The 16,932-nt window shown below is 59.2% G+C and carries 16 protein-coding genes; 9 read left to right on the forward strand and 7 right to left on the reverse strand.

Annotated elements, in window-relative coordinates; all coding sequences use genetic code 11:
- Window positions 1-39: 39 nt before the first annotated feature.
- Both hisD and nrdR read left to right on the forward strand, forming a co-directional pair.
- Entirely contained in the window at window positions 40-1,392 is a 1,353-nt protein-coding gene (gene hisD, locus ACIOTN_RS02815) for a histidinol dehydrogenase (RefSeq protein ID WP_105656789.1), read from the forward strand.
- Between the two features lie 84 nt (window positions 1,393-1,476).
- Window positions 1,477-1,965 (forward strand): transcriptional regulator NrdR, encoded by a 489-nt coding sequence (gene nrdR, locus ACIOTN_RS02820; protein WP_105656788.1) that lies wholly within the window; start codon window positions 1,477-1,479, stop codon window positions 1,963-1,965.
- Between the two features lie 82 nt (window positions 1,966-2,047).
- Here nrdR and map read toward each other — a convergent pair whose 3' ends face one another.
- Window positions 2,048-2,923 (reverse strand): type I methionyl aminopeptidase, encoded by an 876-nt coding sequence (gene map / locus ACIOTN_RS02825; protein ID WP_105656787.1) that lies wholly within the window; start codon window positions 2,921-2,923, stop codon window positions 2,048-2,050.
- A gap of 133 nt (window positions 2,924-3,056) precedes the next feature.
- Here map and ACIOTN_RS02830 point away from each other — a divergent pair, with 133 nt between their 5' ends.
- Window positions 3,057-3,251 (forward strand): hypothetical protein, encoded by a 195-nt coding sequence (locus ACIOTN_RS02830; protein WP_105656786.1) that lies wholly within the window; start codon window positions 3,057-3,059, stop codon window positions 3,249-3,251.
- A gap of 110 nt (window positions 3,252-3,361) precedes the next feature.
- On the opposite strand, the gene panB is transcribed toward ACIOTN_RS02830, so the two are convergent.
- Complete coding sequence (panB, locus tag ACIOTN_RS02835) at window positions 3,362-4,198, reverse strand: 3-methyl-2-oxobutanoate hydroxymethyltransferase (RefSeq protein ID WP_105661478.1); 837 nt, start codon at window positions 4,196-4,198, stop codon at window positions 3,362-3,364.
- 136 nt (window positions 4,199-4,334) lie between these two features.
- On the opposite strand from panB, the gene glnA (ACIOTN_RS02840) reads away from it, so the two are divergent.
- From glnA (ACIOTN_RS02840) to ACIOTN_RS02855, 4 genes are all read left to right on the forward strand, one after another.
- Window positions 4,335-5,675: a type I glutamate--ammonia ligase gene (gene glnA / locus ACIOTN_RS02840; protein WP_105656784.1), complete on the forward strand. Its 1,341-nt coding sequence runs from the start codon at window positions 4,335-4,337 to the stop codon at window positions 5,673-5,675.
- Window positions 5,676-5,727: 52 nt separating this feature from the next.
- Window positions 5,728-8,754: a bifunctional [glutamine synthetase] adenylyltransferase/[glutamine synthetase]-adenylyl-L-tyrosine phosphorylase gene (locus ACIOTN_RS02845; protein ID WP_105661477.1), complete on the forward strand. Its 3,027-nt coding sequence runs from the start codon at window positions 5,728-5,730 to the stop codon at window positions 8,752-8,754.
- Between the two features lie 8 nt (window positions 8,755-8,762).
- Complete coding sequence (locus ACIOTN_RS02850) at window positions 8,763-9,245, forward strand: DUF1990 family protein (protein WP_105661476.1); 483 nt, start codon at window positions 8,763-8,765, stop codon at window positions 9,243-9,245.
- Window positions 9,246-9,350: 105 nt separating this feature from the next.
- Complete coding sequence (locus ACIOTN_RS02855; protein ID WP_105656781.1) at window positions 9,351-9,821, forward strand: nucleoside deaminase; 471 nt, start codon at window positions 9,351-9,353, stop codon at window positions 9,819-9,821.
- Window positions 9,822-9,983: 162 nt separating this feature from the next.
- On the opposite strand, the gene glnA (ACIOTN_RS02860) is transcribed toward ACIOTN_RS02855, so the two are convergent.
- Window positions 9,984-11,408, reverse strand: coding sequence for a type I glutamate--ammonia ligase (gene glnA / locus ACIOTN_RS02860; RefSeq protein ID WP_105656780.1), 1,425 nt, complete (start codon window positions 11,406-11,408; stop codon window positions 9,984-9,986).
- A gap of 349 nt (window positions 11,409-11,757) precedes the next feature.
- Between glnA (ACIOTN_RS02860) and ACIOTN_RS02865 the strand changes: the two genes are divergently transcribed.
- Window positions 11,758-12,120, forward strand: a complete 363-nt coding sequence (locus ACIOTN_RS02865) for an RDD family protein (protein WP_332503055.1) — start codon at window positions 11,758-11,760, stop codon at window positions 12,118-12,120.
- Between the two features lie 70 nt (window positions 12,121-12,190).
- Here ACIOTN_RS02865 and ACIOTN_RS02870 read toward each other — a convergent pair whose 3' ends face one another.
- The 3 genes from ACIOTN_RS02870 to lipB all read right to left on the reverse strand — a co-directional run bounded on the left by ACIOTN_RS02870 (window position 12,191) and on the right by lipB (window position 14,814).
- Window positions 12,191-12,940, reverse strand: coding sequence for a DUF4191 domain-containing protein (locus ACIOTN_RS02870; protein ID WP_105656779.1), 750 nt, complete (start codon window positions 12,938-12,940; stop codon window positions 12,191-12,193).
- 166 nt (window positions 12,941-13,106) lie between these two features.
- Window positions 13,107-14,105: a lipoyl synthase gene (gene lipA / locus ACIOTN_RS02875; protein ID WP_105656778.1), complete on the reverse strand. Its 999-nt coding sequence runs from the start codon at window positions 14,103-14,105 to the stop codon at window positions 13,107-13,109.
- A 34-nt stretch (window positions 14,106-14,139) separates the two neighbouring features.
- On the reverse strand, window positions 14,140-14,814 hold the full coding sequence (gene lipB, locus ACIOTN_RS02880) for a lipoyl(octanoyl) transferase LipB (protein ID WP_286134117.1): 675 nt from the start codon (window positions 14,812-14,814) through the stop codon (window positions 14,140-14,142).
- Between the two features lie 45 nt (window positions 14,815-14,859).
- On the opposite strand from lipB, the gene ACIOTN_RS02885 reads away from it, so the two are divergent.
- On the forward strand, window positions 14,860-16,404 hold the full coding sequence (locus ACIOTN_RS02885; protein ID WP_105656776.1) for a serine/threonine-protein kinase: 1,545 nt from the start codon (window positions 14,860-14,862) through the stop codon (window positions 16,402-16,404).
- A 78-nt stretch (window positions 16,405-16,482) separates the two neighbouring features.
- On the opposite strand, the gene ACIOTN_RS02890 is transcribed toward ACIOTN_RS02885, so the two are convergent.
- Complete coding sequence (locus tag ACIOTN_RS02890) at window positions 16,483-16,833, reverse strand: hypothetical protein (RefSeq protein ID WP_105656775.1); 351 nt, start codon at window positions 16,831-16,833, stop codon at window positions 16,483-16,485.
- Window positions 16,834-16,932 lie beyond the last annotated feature (99 nt).

Consider the following 16,932-nt stretch of genomic DNA (forward strand, 5'->3'; position numbering starts at 1 on the left):
TAATGAACCTTCCCCGGTCATCGGCGTTAAACTAGGTAGGTGAGCACTATTCCAGAAACCGAATTCTCAGCACTCGCCACCCTTGATTGGCGCAACGAATCCCTGGGCTACGCACAGCTGAAAGCCAAGCTGCCGCGCCCGGAGATGAACTCCCAGACCGCAGCCGAAACCGTGCAGCAGATCATCGATGATGTCCGCGCCCATGGCATGGAAACACTCAAGGACCTGGCCCAGCGCTTTGACCACGTTGAGCTGGAGCATACCCGTGTGCCGCAGCATGAGCTGGACCGCGCCCTGGAAGAACTGGACCCGCAGGTTCGCCTGGCGCTGGAAGAATCCATTGACCGCGCCCGCGTATTCGCCAAGGCCCAGCGCCCGGACGACGCCGAAGTCCGCTACGCTACCGGGGCAACTGTCACCCAGCGCTGGGTCCCGGTGCGCCGCGTCGGCCTGTACGTGCCAGGTGGCCTGGCCGTCTACCCGTCCTCGGTCATCATGAACGCCGTACCTGCCCAGGCAGCCGGCGTCAGCTCGCTAGCCCTGGCCAGCCCGCCGCAGAAGGAATTCGCCGGACTGCCGCACCCCACCATCTTGGCTGCCGCCAAGCTGCTGGGCATCGACGAGGTGCACGCCATGGGCGGTGCCCAGGCTGTTGCCGCGTTCGCCTACGGGGTGGACATGCCGAACGATGAGCGTGGCGGGATCGAACCGGTTGACGTGATCTCCGGTCCAGGCAACGTGTTCGTGGCAACCGCCAAGCGCTTGGTCAAGGGCGTGGTAGGCATTGACGCTGAAGCTGGTCCTACGGAAATCGCGATTCTTGCCGACAAGGGAGCTAACCCGGGCTTCGTCGCTGCCGATATGATTTCGCAGGCAGAACACGATGCCAACGCCGCGGCCGTGCTGATTACCGATTCACCTGAACTAGCTGCTGGCGTGCGCAAGGAACTCATGGTGCAGGTTGCCGCCACCAAGCACTCCGCCCGTGTGACAGAGGCACTGTCAGGATCCCAATCGGCCGTCATCTTGGTCAAGGACCTGGAGCAGGGGATCGAGGTGTGCAACGCCTACGCCGCCGAGCACCTGGAAATCATGGTGGCCGAGGCGGAATCCACCGCGGCCCGCATCACCGCTGCTGGCGCCGTGTTTGTCGGCGCCTATGCCCCGGTTTCGCTGGGCGACTACTGCGCAGGATCCAACCACGTGCTGCCGACTAGTGGCACCGCGCTGCACGCCTCGGGGCTGAACGTGAATACCTTCTTGAAAGCCATCCAGGTGATCAACTACGACAAGGCCGCGCTGGGCGAAGTGGCCGCTCACGTGATTAATCTTGCCAATGCCGAGGACCTGCCAGCCCATGGAGACGCGGTCGCGGTGCGAAACGCGCAATAGACGCTAAACTGTTAGGTGACATGAGTTGATTCTTGCCACCATGGGTGAACCGAGAATGCTTCTTAGGCTACAGATGGAGGTGCCGTGAACTGCCCGTATTGCCGCAATGCGGATTCCCGAGTGGTCGATAGTCGAGTTGCCGACGACGGCGTCTCGATCCGCCGCCGACGCCAGTGCACGGCTTGTTCGCGCCGTTTCACCACCACCGAAACTGCCAGCCTCAACGTGCTCAAGCAGTCCGGTGCCGTAGAACCGTTCTCGCGCAACAAGGTCATTAACGGTGTTCGCAAGGCCTGCCAGGGCCGCCCGGTCACCGATCACGACCTTGCCGTCCTGGCCCAGGAAGTCGAAGAGGCAGTCCGGACCTCCGGGGCTGCTGAAATCCCGGCCCACCAGGTGGGCCTGGCCATCTTGGAGCCATTGTCGCGCCTCGACGAGGTCGCTTACTTGCGCTTTGCCAGTGTCTACCACAACTTCCAGTCGCTGACTGATTTCGAGACCGCCATTGCCCGGCTGCGCGATCGCCGTGGCAAGGTTCCGCAGGGAAACCAGCGTCCGCTCTCGGCCGACTAGCAGTTTTCGCGTAGAGCAAACGCCAGTGCCCCAGACCTTTCGAGGTCGCGGGCACTGGCGTTTGGCGTAGGCGTCGCAGCGGCTATGGCAGGGTGAGAATTTCCGCGCCATCGTCGGTGACCAGCAGGGTGTGCTCGAACTGCGCGGTGCGCTTCTTGTCCTTGGTGGTCACGGTCCAGTCGTCTTCCCACATGTCCCATTCGACGGTGCCCAAGGTGAGCATCGGCTCGATGGTGAAAACCATGCCCGGCTCGATGGGAGTGTTGTAGGCCGGCGCCGCATCGTAATGCGGGATGATCAAGCCGGAATGGAAGGCCTCGCCGACGCCGTGGCCGGTGAAGTCGCGGACCACGCCGTAGCCGAACCGCTTGGCGTAGGTTTCAATGCTTCGGCCGATCACATTGATCTCACGCCCTGGCATCACGGCCTTGATGGCGCGCTTCAGCGAGTTTTCGGTGCGCTCGACCAGCAGGCGCGATTCTTCATCCACGTCACCGACCAGGAAGGTGGCGTTGTTATCTCCGTGAACGCCACCGATGAAGGCGGTGATATCGATATTGATGATGTCGCCATCTTGCAACACGGTGGTGTCCGGGATGCCGTGGCAGATGACCTCGTTCAACGAGGAGCACAGCGACTTGGGGAATCCGCGGTAGCCCAAGGTTGACGGGTAGGCGTTGTGATCCATGAGGAATTCGTGGCCAAGCCGATCGAGCTGGTCGGTGGTGGCTCCCGGCTGGCAAGCCTTGCCAACTTCCTGCAGTGCCTGAGCGGCAATCCTTGAAGCTATGCGAATGCGTTCGATGACTTCTGGGCTTTTGATTTCCGAAGCCGTGTTGCTGGCAGGTTCCTTCTTGCCAACGTATTCGGGGCGTTCAATGTGTTTCGGTACCGGAAGTTCCGGGGAGACCGTGCCGGCGGTGAGATTTCCAAGGGGTGCAGTTGAAGCAATAGCCATGCTTTTATTCTAGCTTCACGTATCTGCCGCTTCGCTAGGAGATAGCCGATAGAACAGGTGGTGTTGCACCTATTTTCCGCCGGTTGGGATACCGTGGAAGAAGCAGCAAGAATCGAGAATAGAGGAGTTTTCCATGAGCTCAGTTGGCACCCCGGGCGAGGGGCAGTACTGGTACAACGTCTCGACCAAGACCGTGGAGAATGGCCCGCAGTCTGATTGGTCGCAGTTGCTTGGCCCATATGACACGGTTGCTGAAGCCGAAGCGGCAATGGCGAAGGTCCAGGCACGCAATGAGGCGTGGGACGACGCAGAGGAAGACGACGAGTAGAAGTCAAGGGCACCGAGCTAGGCCGGTGCGGCGAATGGCAAAGCGGTGCGCTGCCACGATGGATGACATCGAGGCAGCGCACCGCTTTGCGATATGGCGTGAGCCGGCTTCTATTCCTTGAACTCGTACTCTGCCGAGGGGAAGGTGCCGGAAACCACGTCCTGGTGGTACTCGCGCACCGCGTTGCCGACAACCTCACGCAGATCAGCGTACTTCTTCACGAAGCGCGGGGTGCGGCCCCCGCCAAGACCCAGCATGTCCTGCCAAACCAGGACCTGTCCGGTGGTGGAATTGCCAGCGCCGATGCCGATGGTCGGCACCTGCAGCGCGGCATCGATTTTGGCAGCGACCGGGCTTGGCACCATTTCCATCAGGATGCAGAAGGCGCCTGCATCCTGCAATTGCACAGCGTCGTGCTTCATCTGCTCTACAGCGTCGCCACGGCCCTGCACACGGTACCCGCCCAATGCATGCTCGGACTGCGGAGTGAATCCGATGTGCCCGATAACGGGAACTCCGGCAAGGACCATGGCGCGGACATGCTCGGCGTATTGCGCGGTGCCCTCCATCTTGACCGCGTGGGCATGGCCCTCCTTCATCAGGCGCACCGCAGTGGCAACGGCCTGAGCAGGGGACTGCTCGTAGCTGCCAAACGGGAGGTCGGCAACGACCATGGCGCGTTTGGCCCCGTTGGCGACAGCTTTGGTGAACATGATCATTTCGTCGAGGGTAATGGGCAACGTGGACTCGTAGCCGAGTACGGTATTGGCAGCGGAGTCGCCAACCAGCAGCATCTCGATCCCGGCCGAATCGAAAATCTCTGCCATCATTACGTCATAAGCAGTTAACATCGCGAATTTTTCGCCATTGTCCTTGGCCTGCTGCAAATGATGAAGTCGGATACGGGACGGGCCTTTTTCAGGGTTCCCTAGGTATGGTTGTGGCATGAATCGACTTTATCGCACTTGCACAGGGCGATGCTGATCGTTGGGACGGTTCTGAACCGATATAGTGTTGCCACAGGTCAATTTTCTTACCGGTTGTGATCAGCGCCGGATATCAGAATCCCAAAGGTGGTGGAAAATGGATCGTCAGCAGGAATTTGTACTGCGCACCATTGAAGAACGCGACGTTCGATTTGTGCGAATGTGGTTTACTGACGTCGTTGGTTCGCTCAAGTCGGTGGCGTTGGCTCCTGCTGAAGTTGAAGATGCTTTCGAAGAAGGTCTGGGATTCGATGGTTCCTCCATTGATGGACTGTCCCGGATCTCCGAGTCTGACATGTTGCTTCAGCCAGATCCTGCCACCTTCCAGATCCTGCCGTGGCGCGGCGAAGTCGAACCGACCTCCCGCATGTTCTGCGACATCCTGACCCCTGAGGGCCAGCCGTCCAATGCAGATCCGCGCCAGGTGCTCAAGCGCCAGCTGGCCGAAGCATCGAATATGGGTTTCACTTGCTATACCCACCCGGAGATCGAATTCTATTTGCTGGAGAACGATCAACTGGATGCCAATGGCCGTCCCCAGCCGATCGACAACGGTGGCTACTTCGACCACGTGCCAGATGGCGTGGGGCAGGACTTCCGCCGTGCTTCCGTGACCACGCTGGAAGCGCTGGGCATTTCGGTGGAGTTCTCCCACCACGAAACAGGTCCAGGCCAGAACGAAATCGATCTGCGCTACGCAGATGCCTTGCAGACCGCCGATAACATCATGACCTTCCGTACCGTCATCAAGGAGATGGCGATGCAGAAAGGCATCCATGCAACCTTCATGCCCAAGCCATTTGCCGACCATCCGGGCAGCGGCATGCATACCCACTTCTCCTTGTTCGAAGGTGACGCTAACGCGTTCTTCGAAGCTGGCCGCGAATACCAGCTCTCCGATGTGGCCCGGTCCTTCATCGCCGGCATCTTGCACCATGCGCCGGAAATGACCGCCATCACCAACCAGTACGTGAACTCGTACAAGCGGTTGTGGGGTGGAGGGGAGGCGCCGAGCCACCGTTCGTGGGGGCACAACAACCGCTCGGCACTGGTCCGCGTGCCGCTGTACAAGCCAGGCAAGGGACAGTCCGCCCGCGTGGAATACCGCGGTATCGACTCGGCAGCTAATCCGTACCTGGCCTACGCAGTATTGCTGGGCGCTGGGCTGAAAGGCATCCGCGAAGGCTACGAGCTGGAAGAGCCAACCGAGGATGATGTCTGGAGCCTGTCCACGGCAGAACGCCGCGCCTCGGGCCACGTTCCGCTGCCTGGCAGCCTGCACGACGCATTGCGCGCCATGGAAGAGTCGGAACTGATGGCCGAGATCCTCGGCGAGCAGGTATTCAACTCGTTCCTGTCGAACAAGCGCACCGAATGGGAAGAGTACCGCCAGGTCATTACCCCCTACGAACTGAACAAGTATTTGGGAATCCTCTAGAGACTTCGCCGCGTGAAGCTGCGCGGCGAAATGCGGGAGAACACGAGACACCATGCCGGAAGTACCCTCGCGAGCATTGCTCAACGCTGGCTTCAGCGACATCGAAAGGGCCAAGAAATTCCTTCAGGCCGAGGAACTGTCCCGGATTGATCCCAGCCTGATCGTGAGCAAGATGGCGCATGCGCCAGATCCGGACCAGGCACTGCTGCTGGCCCTGCGGTTGGTAGATCGGCACCCGGAAGTCATCGATATCTTCCTGGAGCCCGATAGCTGCCAAGGGCTCGTCAGGCTTCTGGGCAGCTCTTCTGCGCTCGGGGAGTTCCTCATGCGTTGTCCCGAGGCGCTGGAGATCGTCCGCCACGCCCCACCCGGTGAATTCGTCCCCGTGCCCGCGGAACAGCTGGTCGAGGACTTGCTGGCATCGATCGAGGCCAAGCAATCAGACGGCGGGCACTGGGTCTCTTCCCATACCGGTGCTGAAGCGCGACAGCGCTTGCGCACCGCCTACCGCAAGGCCTTGCTCTCGCTGGCCCACCGGGACTTGGGTTCCACCCAGCCGCAGCGCATTCTGCCCCTGGTCGCCGCCGAACTGGCCGACATGGCTGGTGCCGCGTTGGAGGGGGCATTGGCCATTGCCCGGGCCGAAGCCGCCGAACAATATGATGCTGGCGACGTTGATCGGGTTAAGATCACCATCATTGGCATGGGCAAGTGCGGTGCACGTGAACTGAACTATATTTCGGACGTCGATGTCATTTACGTCCACGATTCCACGCCGGGAATCGATGACGACCTGGCCGCCGCGATCGCGACGGTGATCTGCGGGAACACGGCACGTGCACTGATGGTCCCTGGCCCTGAGCCGATGCTCTGGGAAGTGGATGCGAATCTTCGCCCCGAGGGCAAGGACGGGGCCTTGACCCGTACGCTCTCATCCCATGAAGCGTATTACCGCCGGTGGGCCCATTCATGGGAATTCCAAGCCCTGCTCAAGGCCCGCGCGATTGCCGGCGACAAGGAACTGGGACGCTCTTATGAGCGGATGGTTTCGCCAATGGTTTGGTCCAGTTCCGAGCGTGAGGGCTTCGTTGAATCCGTCCAGGCCATGCGCCGACGCGTCAGCGACAACATCGACATGCAAGATGTTGCGTGGCAAATCAAGCTGGGCCCCGGTGGGCTGCGCGATGTCGAATTCACCGTCCAGCTGCTCCAACTCGTCCATGGTCGAGTCGACCCCGCCATCCAGGTGCCAACCACCACCCTGGCCATCCAAGCGATGAGCGATATCGGCTACATCGGCCGTGATGATGCGACGAATTTCGATGACTCATACCGTTTCCTGCGCTTGCTGGAGCACCGGATACAGCTCAGCCAATTGCGCCGTACCCACTTGATGCCCCGGGCAGAAAGCGCCCAGCGCGTGCTTGCACGATCGATCCGTGGTGCCGGAGACCTGCAGCTCAGCAGCCCGGAGAAGCTGATGCGCCGCTGGAATGAAACCAAGCGCATGGTGCGTTCGCTGCACGAGCGTATTTTCTACCGTCCGCTCCTGGTCAGTAGTTCCAACCTCTCGGCCGATGATGTCAAGCTCACCGCCGAATCGGCGCAAGCCCGCCTGCGCGCCCTGGGCTATCTCGACCCGAAGGCGGCGATGCGGCACATTGAAGCCCTGACCGGTGGGGTTTCACGCAGTGCGTCATTGCAACGGCAATTGCTGCCGGTACTCCTGGACTGGTTTGCCCGCGGGGTTGACCCGGATGCTGGATTGCTGGGCTTCCGCCGGCTCAGCGAAGCGCTGGGCAAGTCCCATTGGTTCCTCGGCATGCTGCGCGATACCAACGCTGCCGCCGAACGGCTGAGCCACTTGCTCTCCAATACGCGCTTCCTGACCGACCTGCTGGCCAATGAGCCGGCGGCGGCCGCTTGGCTGGGCTCCGACGCGTCCTTGACGCCGCAGACATTCGAGAACCTGCTGCAGCAGAACACCTCGATCATCCATCGCACGAAGCAGCCAGAAGCTGCCATCCGCATGATCCGCATGGTGCGCCGCCGCGAGTTCTTGCGTGTCGCGCTTGCCGACGGCGCTGGCCTGCTGACCGTTGACGAAGTTGGCGTAGCACTCTCTAACATCGACGCCGCCATGGTTGACGGGGTGCTGAAGGTCCTCTTGGCTGCTGACCAGGCCAAGCACGGGGAACATGCTGTCGTCTCGGTCATTGCCATGGGCCGCCAAGGCGGTCGGGAAATCGGTTACGGCTCTGATGCGGACGTCCTGTTCGTGCAGCGCCCGGTTCCTGGCGCCACGGCCCAAGCTGCTCAAGAACAAGCGCTTCGGGTAGTTACCGACCTGGTGTCGTGGACCGCCAAACCGTTGAAACCGGCCATTCCAGCTGAAGTGAAATTGAAAGTGGACTCGGATCTGCGCCCCGAGGGCCGCCAGGGAATGCTGGTCCGTTCTCTCGACGCCTACGCCACCTATTACCAGCGATGGGTGGAAATCTGGGAACGCCAGGCGTTGCAGCGTGCACGCCCGTTTGCCGGCGATGACCAGTTGGCTGAAGATTTCATGGAATTGATTAGGCCGGTGCGCTACGGCAAGGGACTGGACGAGTCGGAGATCCGGGATATCCGCAAGATCAAGGCCCGCGTTGAATCCGAACGGCTCCCGCGAGGTGCCGACCCCAACCGCCACCTGAAACTGGGACGAGGCTCGCTCTCGGACATTGAATGGCTGGTGCAGTTCTACCAGTTGCAATACGCCTGGAAGCACGAATCCCTGCGCACCACCTCGACGCTCCAGGCGTTGGAAGAGCTGGCGAAATTGGAGCTCATTGCGCAAGACGATAGCGAACTGCTGGCGATTGCTTGGCGGCTGGCTACGCAGATTCGCAGTGCTGAAATCATCACGTCCGGACGTTCCAGCGATGTCTTGCCGAGTTCGGCGCGCGATATGGAAGCCGTGGCTCGGTGGTGCGGCTATGAGCCGCACTTTGGCGTGGAACTCGAAGAGGACTACTTGCGTGCAACCCGGCACGCGCGTGGCATCTTTGAACTGCTGTTCTACGGCTTTGAGAACTAGGAACCGCGGTGGCCGTTGAAACGCTGCTGGAACGTACCTGGAGCCCGCTGGCTGCTTCATCCAGGCCGTGGCAACGCCGCGTGCTGCTAGGTAGGGGAGTAGCCCTGTGGAACGTTGCGTGCGCTGCCTTGCTCCGTTGGGAAGTCAAGACACGCAGCGGGTTCAGGCTTCAGCCGCAGTTGCCGGTCGCCGTGGGCCAGCAACCCTTGATCACCATCGGTGTCGGACCGTTGCGCATCCATGAACCTGTGGAGGTCGTTGACGTCGTTGCGGAAAGTGATTGGGTAGGGTTTTCCTACCGGACGCTGCCGGGGCATCCGGTTCAGGGTGTGGAAGCTTTCATTCTTGAACGCGCGGACGAGCAAGTTTTCCTGCTGATCAGGTCGGTCACGGCACCTTCTGATGTGCCTGCTTGGCGTCGAGTCTTCAAGGCGCTGCTCCTGGCGCAGTGGGTGACACGTCAGCGTTACCTTCGTGCGCTGAAACCTTAGTCCGCAACCGGCAATTTCCTGCGCTTCCCGCCGGAACAGGATGCGGGGGACTAGGGTGGGGATTGTAATCTCTACGCGAATAATGAGTGCAGGGGAGCTTCGAAAATGCTGGACCCAAAGATGCTGCAGGCTGCCATTGATCAGTCCTTGCTGGCCCTGGAATCCAATGACAGCGGACCATTTGGCGCGGTGGTAGTCCTTGACGGAAAAGTCGTTTCCGCTGGCTACAACTCGGTGGTGGGTAGCCAGGATCCAACGGCGCACGCCGAAATCAATGCCATCCGCGCAGCGGGACAAGCACTGGGAACCTTCGATCTGTCGCAATGCGAGCTCTACACCAGCTGCGAGCCATGTCCCATGTGCCTGGGTGCCATCTATTGGTCCCGCTTCGAGCATGTCTACTACGCGAATACGCGCGACGAAGCCGCGAAGATCGGCTTCGATGATGATTTCATTTACAAGGAGCTTGAGCTTCCCATGAGCGAGCGGAAAATTCCGTTTACCAAGGTTGAAGATTCCGGTGCGCTCAGGGCATTTGAGCTTTGGGAAGCAAAGAGCGACAAGCAGGAATACTAGTACTTGTTATCGGGGCGGCACTTGCCCTGAGCGCGATGGCCGCCCATGTGCGGGCCCGCACTGATGCTTAAACAGAGGAGTCCGCACAAGTGCCAGAACATAGTTCTTGCGCTTTGTGCAGACTCCTCTGCAAACTACACGGGGCGATGCCCCGTCAGCTGATTAGCAACCGTAGTAGAGCTCGAACTCGTATGGGTTCGGGCGCAGGCTCAATGGCTTGATTTCGTTTTCACGCTTGTACTCGACCCAAGTCTGGATCAGGTCCTCGGTGAAGACGCCGCCTTCGAGCAGGAACTCGTGATCAGCTTCCAGGGCCTTGAGCGCCTCTTCGAGGCTTTCAGGTGCGCGCTGGATTTCCTTGGCCTCTTCGGCAGGAAGCTCGTAGAGGTCCTTGTCGATTGGCTCTGCAGGTTCAATGCGGTTCTTGATGCCGTCCAGGCCAGCCATCAGCTGGGCTGCGAACGCCAGGTATGGGTTCGAGGAAGCATCCGGAGCGCGGAACTCGATGCGCTTCGCCTTAGGGTTCGAACCGGTGATCGGGATACGGATACCGGCAGAGCGGTTGCCCTGCGAGTAAACCATGTTCACTGGAGCTTCGTAGCCCTTGACCAGGCGGCGGTAGGAGTTCACGGTTGGGTTGGTGAACGCGAGCACGGCGTCTGCGTGCTTCAGCAGGCCGCCGATGTACCAGCGTGCGGTATCGGACAGGCCAGCGTAGCCCTTTTCATCGTAGAACAGCGGTTCGCCGTTGGCCCACAGCGACTGGTGCACGTGCATGCCCGAGCCGTTGTCGCCGAAGACTGGCTTTGGCATGAAGGTTGCGGACTTGCCCCACGCGTCAGCGACGTTCTTCACGATGTACTTGAAGAGCATCAGTTCATCAGCGGAGTGAACCATGGTGTTGAACTTGTAGTTGATTTCTGCCTGGCCGGCAGCGCCCACCTCGTGGTGGCTGCGTTCAACCTCAAGGCCAGCCTTGTCCAACTCGACGCAGATCGCGTCGCGCAGGTCAGCCTGCTTGTCAGTCGGTGCAACTGGGAAGTAGCCGCCCTTGTACGGGGTCTTGTAACCCTGGTTGCCGCCTTCTTCCTTGCGGCCGGTGTTCCAAGGTGCCTCGTCGGAATCGATCGAGTAGAACGCGCCCTGTGGCTTGGATTCGTAGCGAACGTCTTCGAAGATGAAGAATTCTGCTTCTGGGGCGAAGAACGCGGTGTCAGCGATACCGGTCGATTCCAGGTATGCCTCGGCACGTTCCGCAACGCCACGTGGGTCGCGGTGGTACGGCTCACCGGTGCGTGGGTTGATGATCGAGAAGTTGAAGGCCAGGGTCTTTTCCAGGCGGAAGGGATCGATGAAGCCGGTGGTGACGTCCGGGATCAGCTGCATGTCGGAATCAGAGATGCCGGCGAAGCCGCGGATGGAAGAACCATCGAAGAGCTGGCCGTTGACGAAGAAGTCGGCATCCACGGACTTGGCAGGCACGTTGAAGTGCTGCTGTACACCTGGTAGGTCGGTGAAACGGATATCGACGAACTTGATGTCCTCTTCGGCAATATATGCCAAGACTTCTTCTGGACTGGTAAACATGTGCAGGTGACTCCCTGGTGAGATATAAGGTTTGGTAAACGGAACCGGTAGCCGGAATGATCCGGCTGGTCCTCTTGCTTACGTATCAAGCTTACCTATAATCCATTTCTGAATGGTGTCTCTATTGTTTCCAACCTGTTACAAGCGGAGAATCCGGGCGTGTCGTATCGCGCTGATCTGCGCTGATTGCCTGCTGTAACAATCTGACTTGGATACTTGCTACCTGGTTATCGCGTTCTAACTGGCGCACAGAATCGCTGGATAGACTGTATTGGTGGAAAGAAAAGACTTCAGCTCGTGGCTTGAAGGGCCGCCGCAGCATAATACGCAACAATGGCCCGGGCAGGATATGGGGCGCCCCGAGAAGGGCCCCGGCTCCATTGCCAGATTCCCGCGACGGGTCGGTGCACTGCTCTTGGACTGGGGGCTCTCGATGCTGCTGAGCTGGTGGCTGTTTGACAGCCACGATCTGGCAACATTGAGCCTGTTCTGCGCCGGGCAGATCATCGGTGTCGGGTTCACCGGGCACACGATCGGGCACCGTACCTTTGGAATGCAGGTGCAGTCGCTGGATGGAACCGCAATCAAGCCGTTCCAAGGCCTGATTCGTTCCTTGCTGCTTTGCCTGGCTATTCCGGCCTTCGTCACCGACAAGGACCAGCGTGGACTGCATGATCGTTTGCCCAAGACCATCCTGGTGAATATCTCCTAGCAATAGATCCGGACAGCAAGAAAGAAGCCGCAACTAGAAATTCCAGTTGCGGCTTCTTTAGTAGTTGTCTTTAGCGTCCGCGCGTAGCGCGGCGGTTTGGACGGACGCGGTTCGGGTCTACGCCCTTGGGGATAGGCAGACGATTCGCGGTCAAAGTGCTCAAGCGCTTGTCGATTGCGCTGACTTCCAGCTTCGTAATCGACTTTGGAAGCTTCTTCATTGCCTTGCCGACTTCAGCCAACGGAGTCTGGCCTTCTTCGGAACCAGCGTTGATGATGTGCACGGGAACGTTCGGCAGAACGCGGGCGATGCGCTTGCGCTCGGAAGAGGCAAGCTCACGAACCCGGCTCTTTGGTCCCTCAGTGACCAGGACGATGCCCGGGCGACCGATACCGAGGAACACCAGATCCTGGTGGCGGTTGTAGGCAACTGGTTCCTGCTTCAGGATCCAGCCGCGACGCAGCACACTCATGGCGGCGCCGGCAGCGCCGGGGCGGCCCTCAAGCTGCGAGAACGCAGCTTTCTCTGCGCGGCGGGACATCACGAACATTGCAGCAAGGAGCGCCAGCGGGATTGCGATGATCAACATCGTGATCCAGTTTTTGATCAAGAAGCCGATGACCAAGCAGACAGCAATGACGGCCAAGGCTGCCAATGCCATCCACCACACGACCATCGGGTCATTGCGGCGAGTCATCTGGAAGACCTGGCCAATTTGCTTCAGGCGGCCCGGTTCTTTGTTCTTCTTCTCAGCTTTTGGTTTACGCGAAAACAAGCCACGCTTAGGCGCGGCTGCGTCGTTGTCGGAGTTTTTGGCCATAGTGCCTTAATTCTACGCGATGAAGTTGATAGTTCTAAGCCGAGCCGGATCCAACACGGCATTTTCAGCTGAATTGCCCATGGACGGGCAGTGGGAAAGCCCCGGAACCCTCGATGGATTCCATCAGGAGTTCCGGGGCCTTAGCCGTGGGGTCCACTGGACCGAGCTACTTGATCAGCGAAGCTGCTTCCTGGCGCGTGTTGCCCGAGGACTCGATATGTGCCAATGCCTCTGGGATTTCGCGGCCCTTCTTGCGCATGGCGCCGGCCCACAGGCGGCCAGCGCGGTAGGAAGAACGGACCAGTGGCCCCGCCATGACTCCGGCAAAGCCGAGTTCTTCGGCTTCTTGCTGAAGCTCCAGGAACTCCTGCGGGGTGACCCAGCGGTCGACTGGCAGATGCAGGTCGGTTGGGCGCAGGTACTGGGTCAAAGTCAGCAGATCGCAGCCTGCCTCATGGAGATCACGCATGGCCTCGGAAATTTCTTCTCGAGTTTCGCCCATACCCAGAATCAGGTTGGACTTGGTGATCAAGCCACGCTTGCGGCCATGGGTGATCACATCCATGGAACGCTCGTAACGGAAAGCCGGGCGGATGCGCTTGAACAGGCGAGGCACAGTCTCTACGTTGTGGGCGTAGACTTCTGGCTCCGAATCGCAGATGGTATCCAGGTTCTCCGGCTTGCCGCTGAAATCGGGGATCAGCAGCTCTACGCCGGTGCTTGGATTCATCTTGTGGATCTGCCGCACAGTCTCGGCATACAGCCAGGTGCCCTCGTCTTCGAGGTCATCACGGGCGACGCCGGTTACGGTGGCGTAGCGCAGATCCATCTTCTTCACGCTCATGGCGACCTTGAATGGCTCTGAGCGGTCAATTGCCAAGGGCTTGCCGGTGGCGATCTGGCAGAAGTCGCAACGGCGGGTGCACTCTGAACCGCCGATCAGGAAGGAAGCCTCGCGGTCTTCCCAGCACTCGAAGATGTTCGGGCAGCCTGCTTCTTCGCAGACCGTATGCAAGCCTTCGCTCTGTACGAGATTTTTCAGGCCAACGTATTCAGGGCCAATGCTCAACTTGGCCTTGATCCATTCTGGCTTACGCTCCACAGGTACGGCAGCGTTGCGCTTTTCTACGCGCAGCATACGGCGGCCTTCTGGTTCGACGCTCATTAAACAGCTCTTTCTTTGGTGAGGGCGTGACTGTCTAGACGACTTGAGGGGTGAGCAGACGCTCTATTTCGGTTTGTACGCGGTCAACGACGTCTTCGGGGGTGACGGTACGGCCGAGTTCTTCGGAAATGGTGGTGACACCTGCATCGGAGATGCCGCAGGGGATGATCTGTTCGTAGGCGGAAAGCGCGTTAGAGCAGTTCAATGCGAAACCGTGCATGGTGACACCGTGGTTGATGCGGATTCCAATTGCTGCGATTTTGCGGTCCTGAGCGCCATCTTTGCCCGGTACCCAGACCCCGGAGCGGCCCTTGATCTGGGCCGTCGGAATGCCTAGCTCGCTGACCACGTTAATCAGGGCTTCTTCCAAGGTCTCCACGTAAAGTCGGATTGCGCTGATCTTGCGTAGCTTGACGATGGGGTAGCCAATGAGCTGTCCCGGGCCATGCCAGGTCAACTTTCCACCGCGATCCACATCCACCACGGGGGTCCCGTCCATCGGGAGATCTTCAGGTTCAGTTCGCTTGCCTGCGGTGTAAACCGCTTCGTGCTCCAGGAACAGGACTTTTGGGGTTTGCGTGTCCGCGGCTACCGCATCATGCAGTTGGATTTGGTAATCCCAAGCTTCCATGTAGGGCACAAATTTTGAGCCTAGTCCGACTCGTTCGAATTCGATCGCCATGACGGCTAGCCTACGCTCTTGAACGATCGGTCGCTAATTCAGAGCCGTCGAACCCATCTGTGGATATCCAGCTTGCAATTTACGATTCTGGGTTACAACGGAGTCATGGATGATTCTACGAATGTTCTAGCGTGGCCGACAAGCCCCGGGCATGTCACGGTAAGGCCGCTAAGTTCCAAGTCACCGTGTAAAGTTTGGCTGATCCGGAGGGAAAGCGACCAGTTATACCTCACGCTAAAACTTAGCCTGACTATGGAAAACATCACTTCGCTTCGCCAAGAGCAGGTAAAGCAGTCAAGGAAATATGTCGTTGATTTCTACGGAACCCTGTCGACACAATTGGGCGAGGGGCTGGCTATGGAATATTGCCCCGGTGGCAGCGTGGCTGATCTTGTGGCAAGTCGAAGCGCCTTTGGCCTGGGGGAGTGCGTGACCGCGCTGGCACCCATCGCGCAGACGCTTTCGGTGATGCATGCGCAGGGCCAACGCCATGGAGACTTATCGCCGGCCAATATATTGCTCACTGCCAAGGGAATGCCGAAGATCATTGACTTCCAGGAATCAGCTTCAGCACGGCAGGCGCTCACCGGCTCCGGTACGCCAGGATTCATGGCCCCTGAAATGCAGGCCGGGGTACGGGAAAGCCAAGTTGGAGAGCAGGACGTGTTTTCGCTGGGCGCCTGCTTGTGGTTTCTCCTATCCGGACGGATTCCCGAAGAGGAACTGATGCGTCCACCGGCAAGCGTGATGTTCCCCGGAATCCCTTCGATCATTCATGAACTGTTGATCGATTCGCTGAATCCAGATCCGCAAGCACGACCGACCGCAGATCAGTTTGCTCGAACGTTGTTCGCAAGCTGTCCGGCAGAGCCCATCAGCTGGGAAGGGCATGTAGCTCCAGAAGCTACTCATCTGATGGAGACCATCCATCCATCCGCGGAACAGAATGCTGCGCACAAGCGCTTCAAGCGCCAGGCCGATACCGCAAGCAGGCAGCGAAGCCCCAGCCGCGATGACTCCTGGCATAGCCATCGATTGCGCCGGACCCCCGGGGCCGTGAAATTGGCCGGTGCCGCAGCACTGGGCTCCTTGGTTATTATCGGGAGCCTCGTGGGCGTCAATCATTTCCGTGCGGCTGTGGCCACCGAAACGACTGCGGCTACGGCAGTACCGTCAGCAGAGCAAAGCTGCAGAATTGAAGACGGGGCGCACGTTCCAGCTTGTGCCTTGAATCGGGACACCGTGATCTCTGCATTCCTCGCGCTTTCAAGAGAGCGCGATGAAGCGATGGGGCAGCTGGCGGGGGAGAAGCTCAAGGGGCTCTACACTTCAGGAGCGGAGCAGCTGCAACGAGATCTCGAAACAATCGATCAGCTTCGGAAAATGGGTTTGGAATTTGCGGGATTGCGCACGAGACTCACGGACGTCACGGTATCGGCGCGTGGGCAGGGGGACTCTGTCATTCTTGCTGCCACTTCTACCCAAGAGGAATACCGCTACGTGGATGCCCGCGGAGCCACGGTTCACGCCGTCCAGACCGCGCAGCCGCAACGCATCGAAGTGGAACTAGTGCTGGAAGACGAGCGCTGGAAAATTGGCAAGGTATTGCGCCGTTAAAAGCGAAACGGCGGGAGGTGCAACCACAGCTTGCTCCAAGCTGATGGTTGCGGCTCCCGCCGTCAATGCTAATGCTGATTAGTTCCAGAGTACCGCGATGGCGATGTTGATCAAGGCCATGCCACCCACGGCGTGAGCGATCCCCGTAGGAACTTCCTCGCCGTTCTTCATCTTCTTCCGGCCAAGGAACGCTGCCACCAAGATAATGATTGCAATCAGCGACTTGATTCCAATCTTCATGTGGTTTGGCGAACCGTCGCCAGCCTCGAGAATACCGACCATGGCCAGACCCGTTACGACCTGAACGATAGCGCCATACCACTGCCATACGGAGACGGTTGGAGTCTTGAAATTAGCAAGCCAGCCGCCGAAGATAGCTGCTGCACCCAAGATATGCACGAAAATCAGGATTGAAAGAAGAATAGTCATGATACTAGCCTAATCTATTTTCGACTGATCGTAGAAAACGCAGAATCGCCCCTGTCGAAGCAACGACAGGGGCGATTATCTACCTAGGCTGCGAAAGCG

Source organism: Glutamicibacter sp. NPDC087661 (assembly GCF_044743275.1).
GTDB lineage: Bacteria > Actinomycetota > Actinomycetes > Actinomycetales > Micrococcaceae > Glutamicibacter.

Excerpts from the sequence above, each read along its gene's own strand:
- map (WP_105656787.1), bottom strand. The coding sequence starts at position 2,923 with ATGGCTATTGCTTCAACTGCACCCCTTGGAAATCTCACCGCCGGCACG.
- ACIOTN_RS02830 (WP_105656786.1), top strand. The coding sequence starts at position 3,057 with ATGAGCTCAGTTGGCACCCCGGGCGAGGGGCAGTACTGGTACAACGTC.
- panB (WP_105661478.1), bottom strand. The coding sequence starts at position 4,198 with ATGCCACAACCATACCTAGGGAACCCTGAAAAAGGCCCGTCCCGTATC.
- glnA (WP_105656784.1), top strand. The coding sequence starts at position 4,335 with ATGGATCGTCAGCAGGAATTTGTACTGCGCACCATTGAAGAACGCGAC.
- ACIOTN_RS02845 (WP_105661477.1), top strand. The coding sequence starts at position 5,728 with ATGCCGGAAGTACCCTCGCGAGCATTGCTCAACGCTGGCTTCAGCGAC.
- ACIOTN_RS02855 (WP_105656781.1), top strand. The coding sequence starts at position 9,351 with ATGCTGGACCCAAAGATGCTGCAGGCTGCCATTGATCAGTCCTTGCTG.
- glnA (WP_105656780.1), bottom strand. The coding sequence starts at position 11,408 with ATGTTTACCAGTCCAGAAGAAGTCTTGGCATATATTGCCGAAGAGGAC.
- ACIOTN_RS02865 (WP_332503055.1), top strand. The coding sequence starts at position 11,758 with ATGGGGCGCCCCGAGAAGGGCCCCGGCTCCATTGCCAGATTCCCGCGA.
- ACIOTN_RS02870 (WP_105656779.1), bottom strand. The coding sequence starts at position 12,940 with ATGGCCAAAAACTCCGACAACGACGCAGCCGCGCCTAAGCGTGGCTTG.
- lipA (WP_105656778.1), bottom strand. The coding sequence starts at position 14,105 with ATGAGCGTCGAACCAGAAGGCCGCCGTATGCTGCGCGTAGAAAAGCGC.
- ACIOTN_RS02890 (WP_105656775.1), bottom strand. The coding sequence starts at position 16,833 with ATGACTATTCTTCTTTCAATCCTGATTTTCGTGCATATCTTGGGTGCA.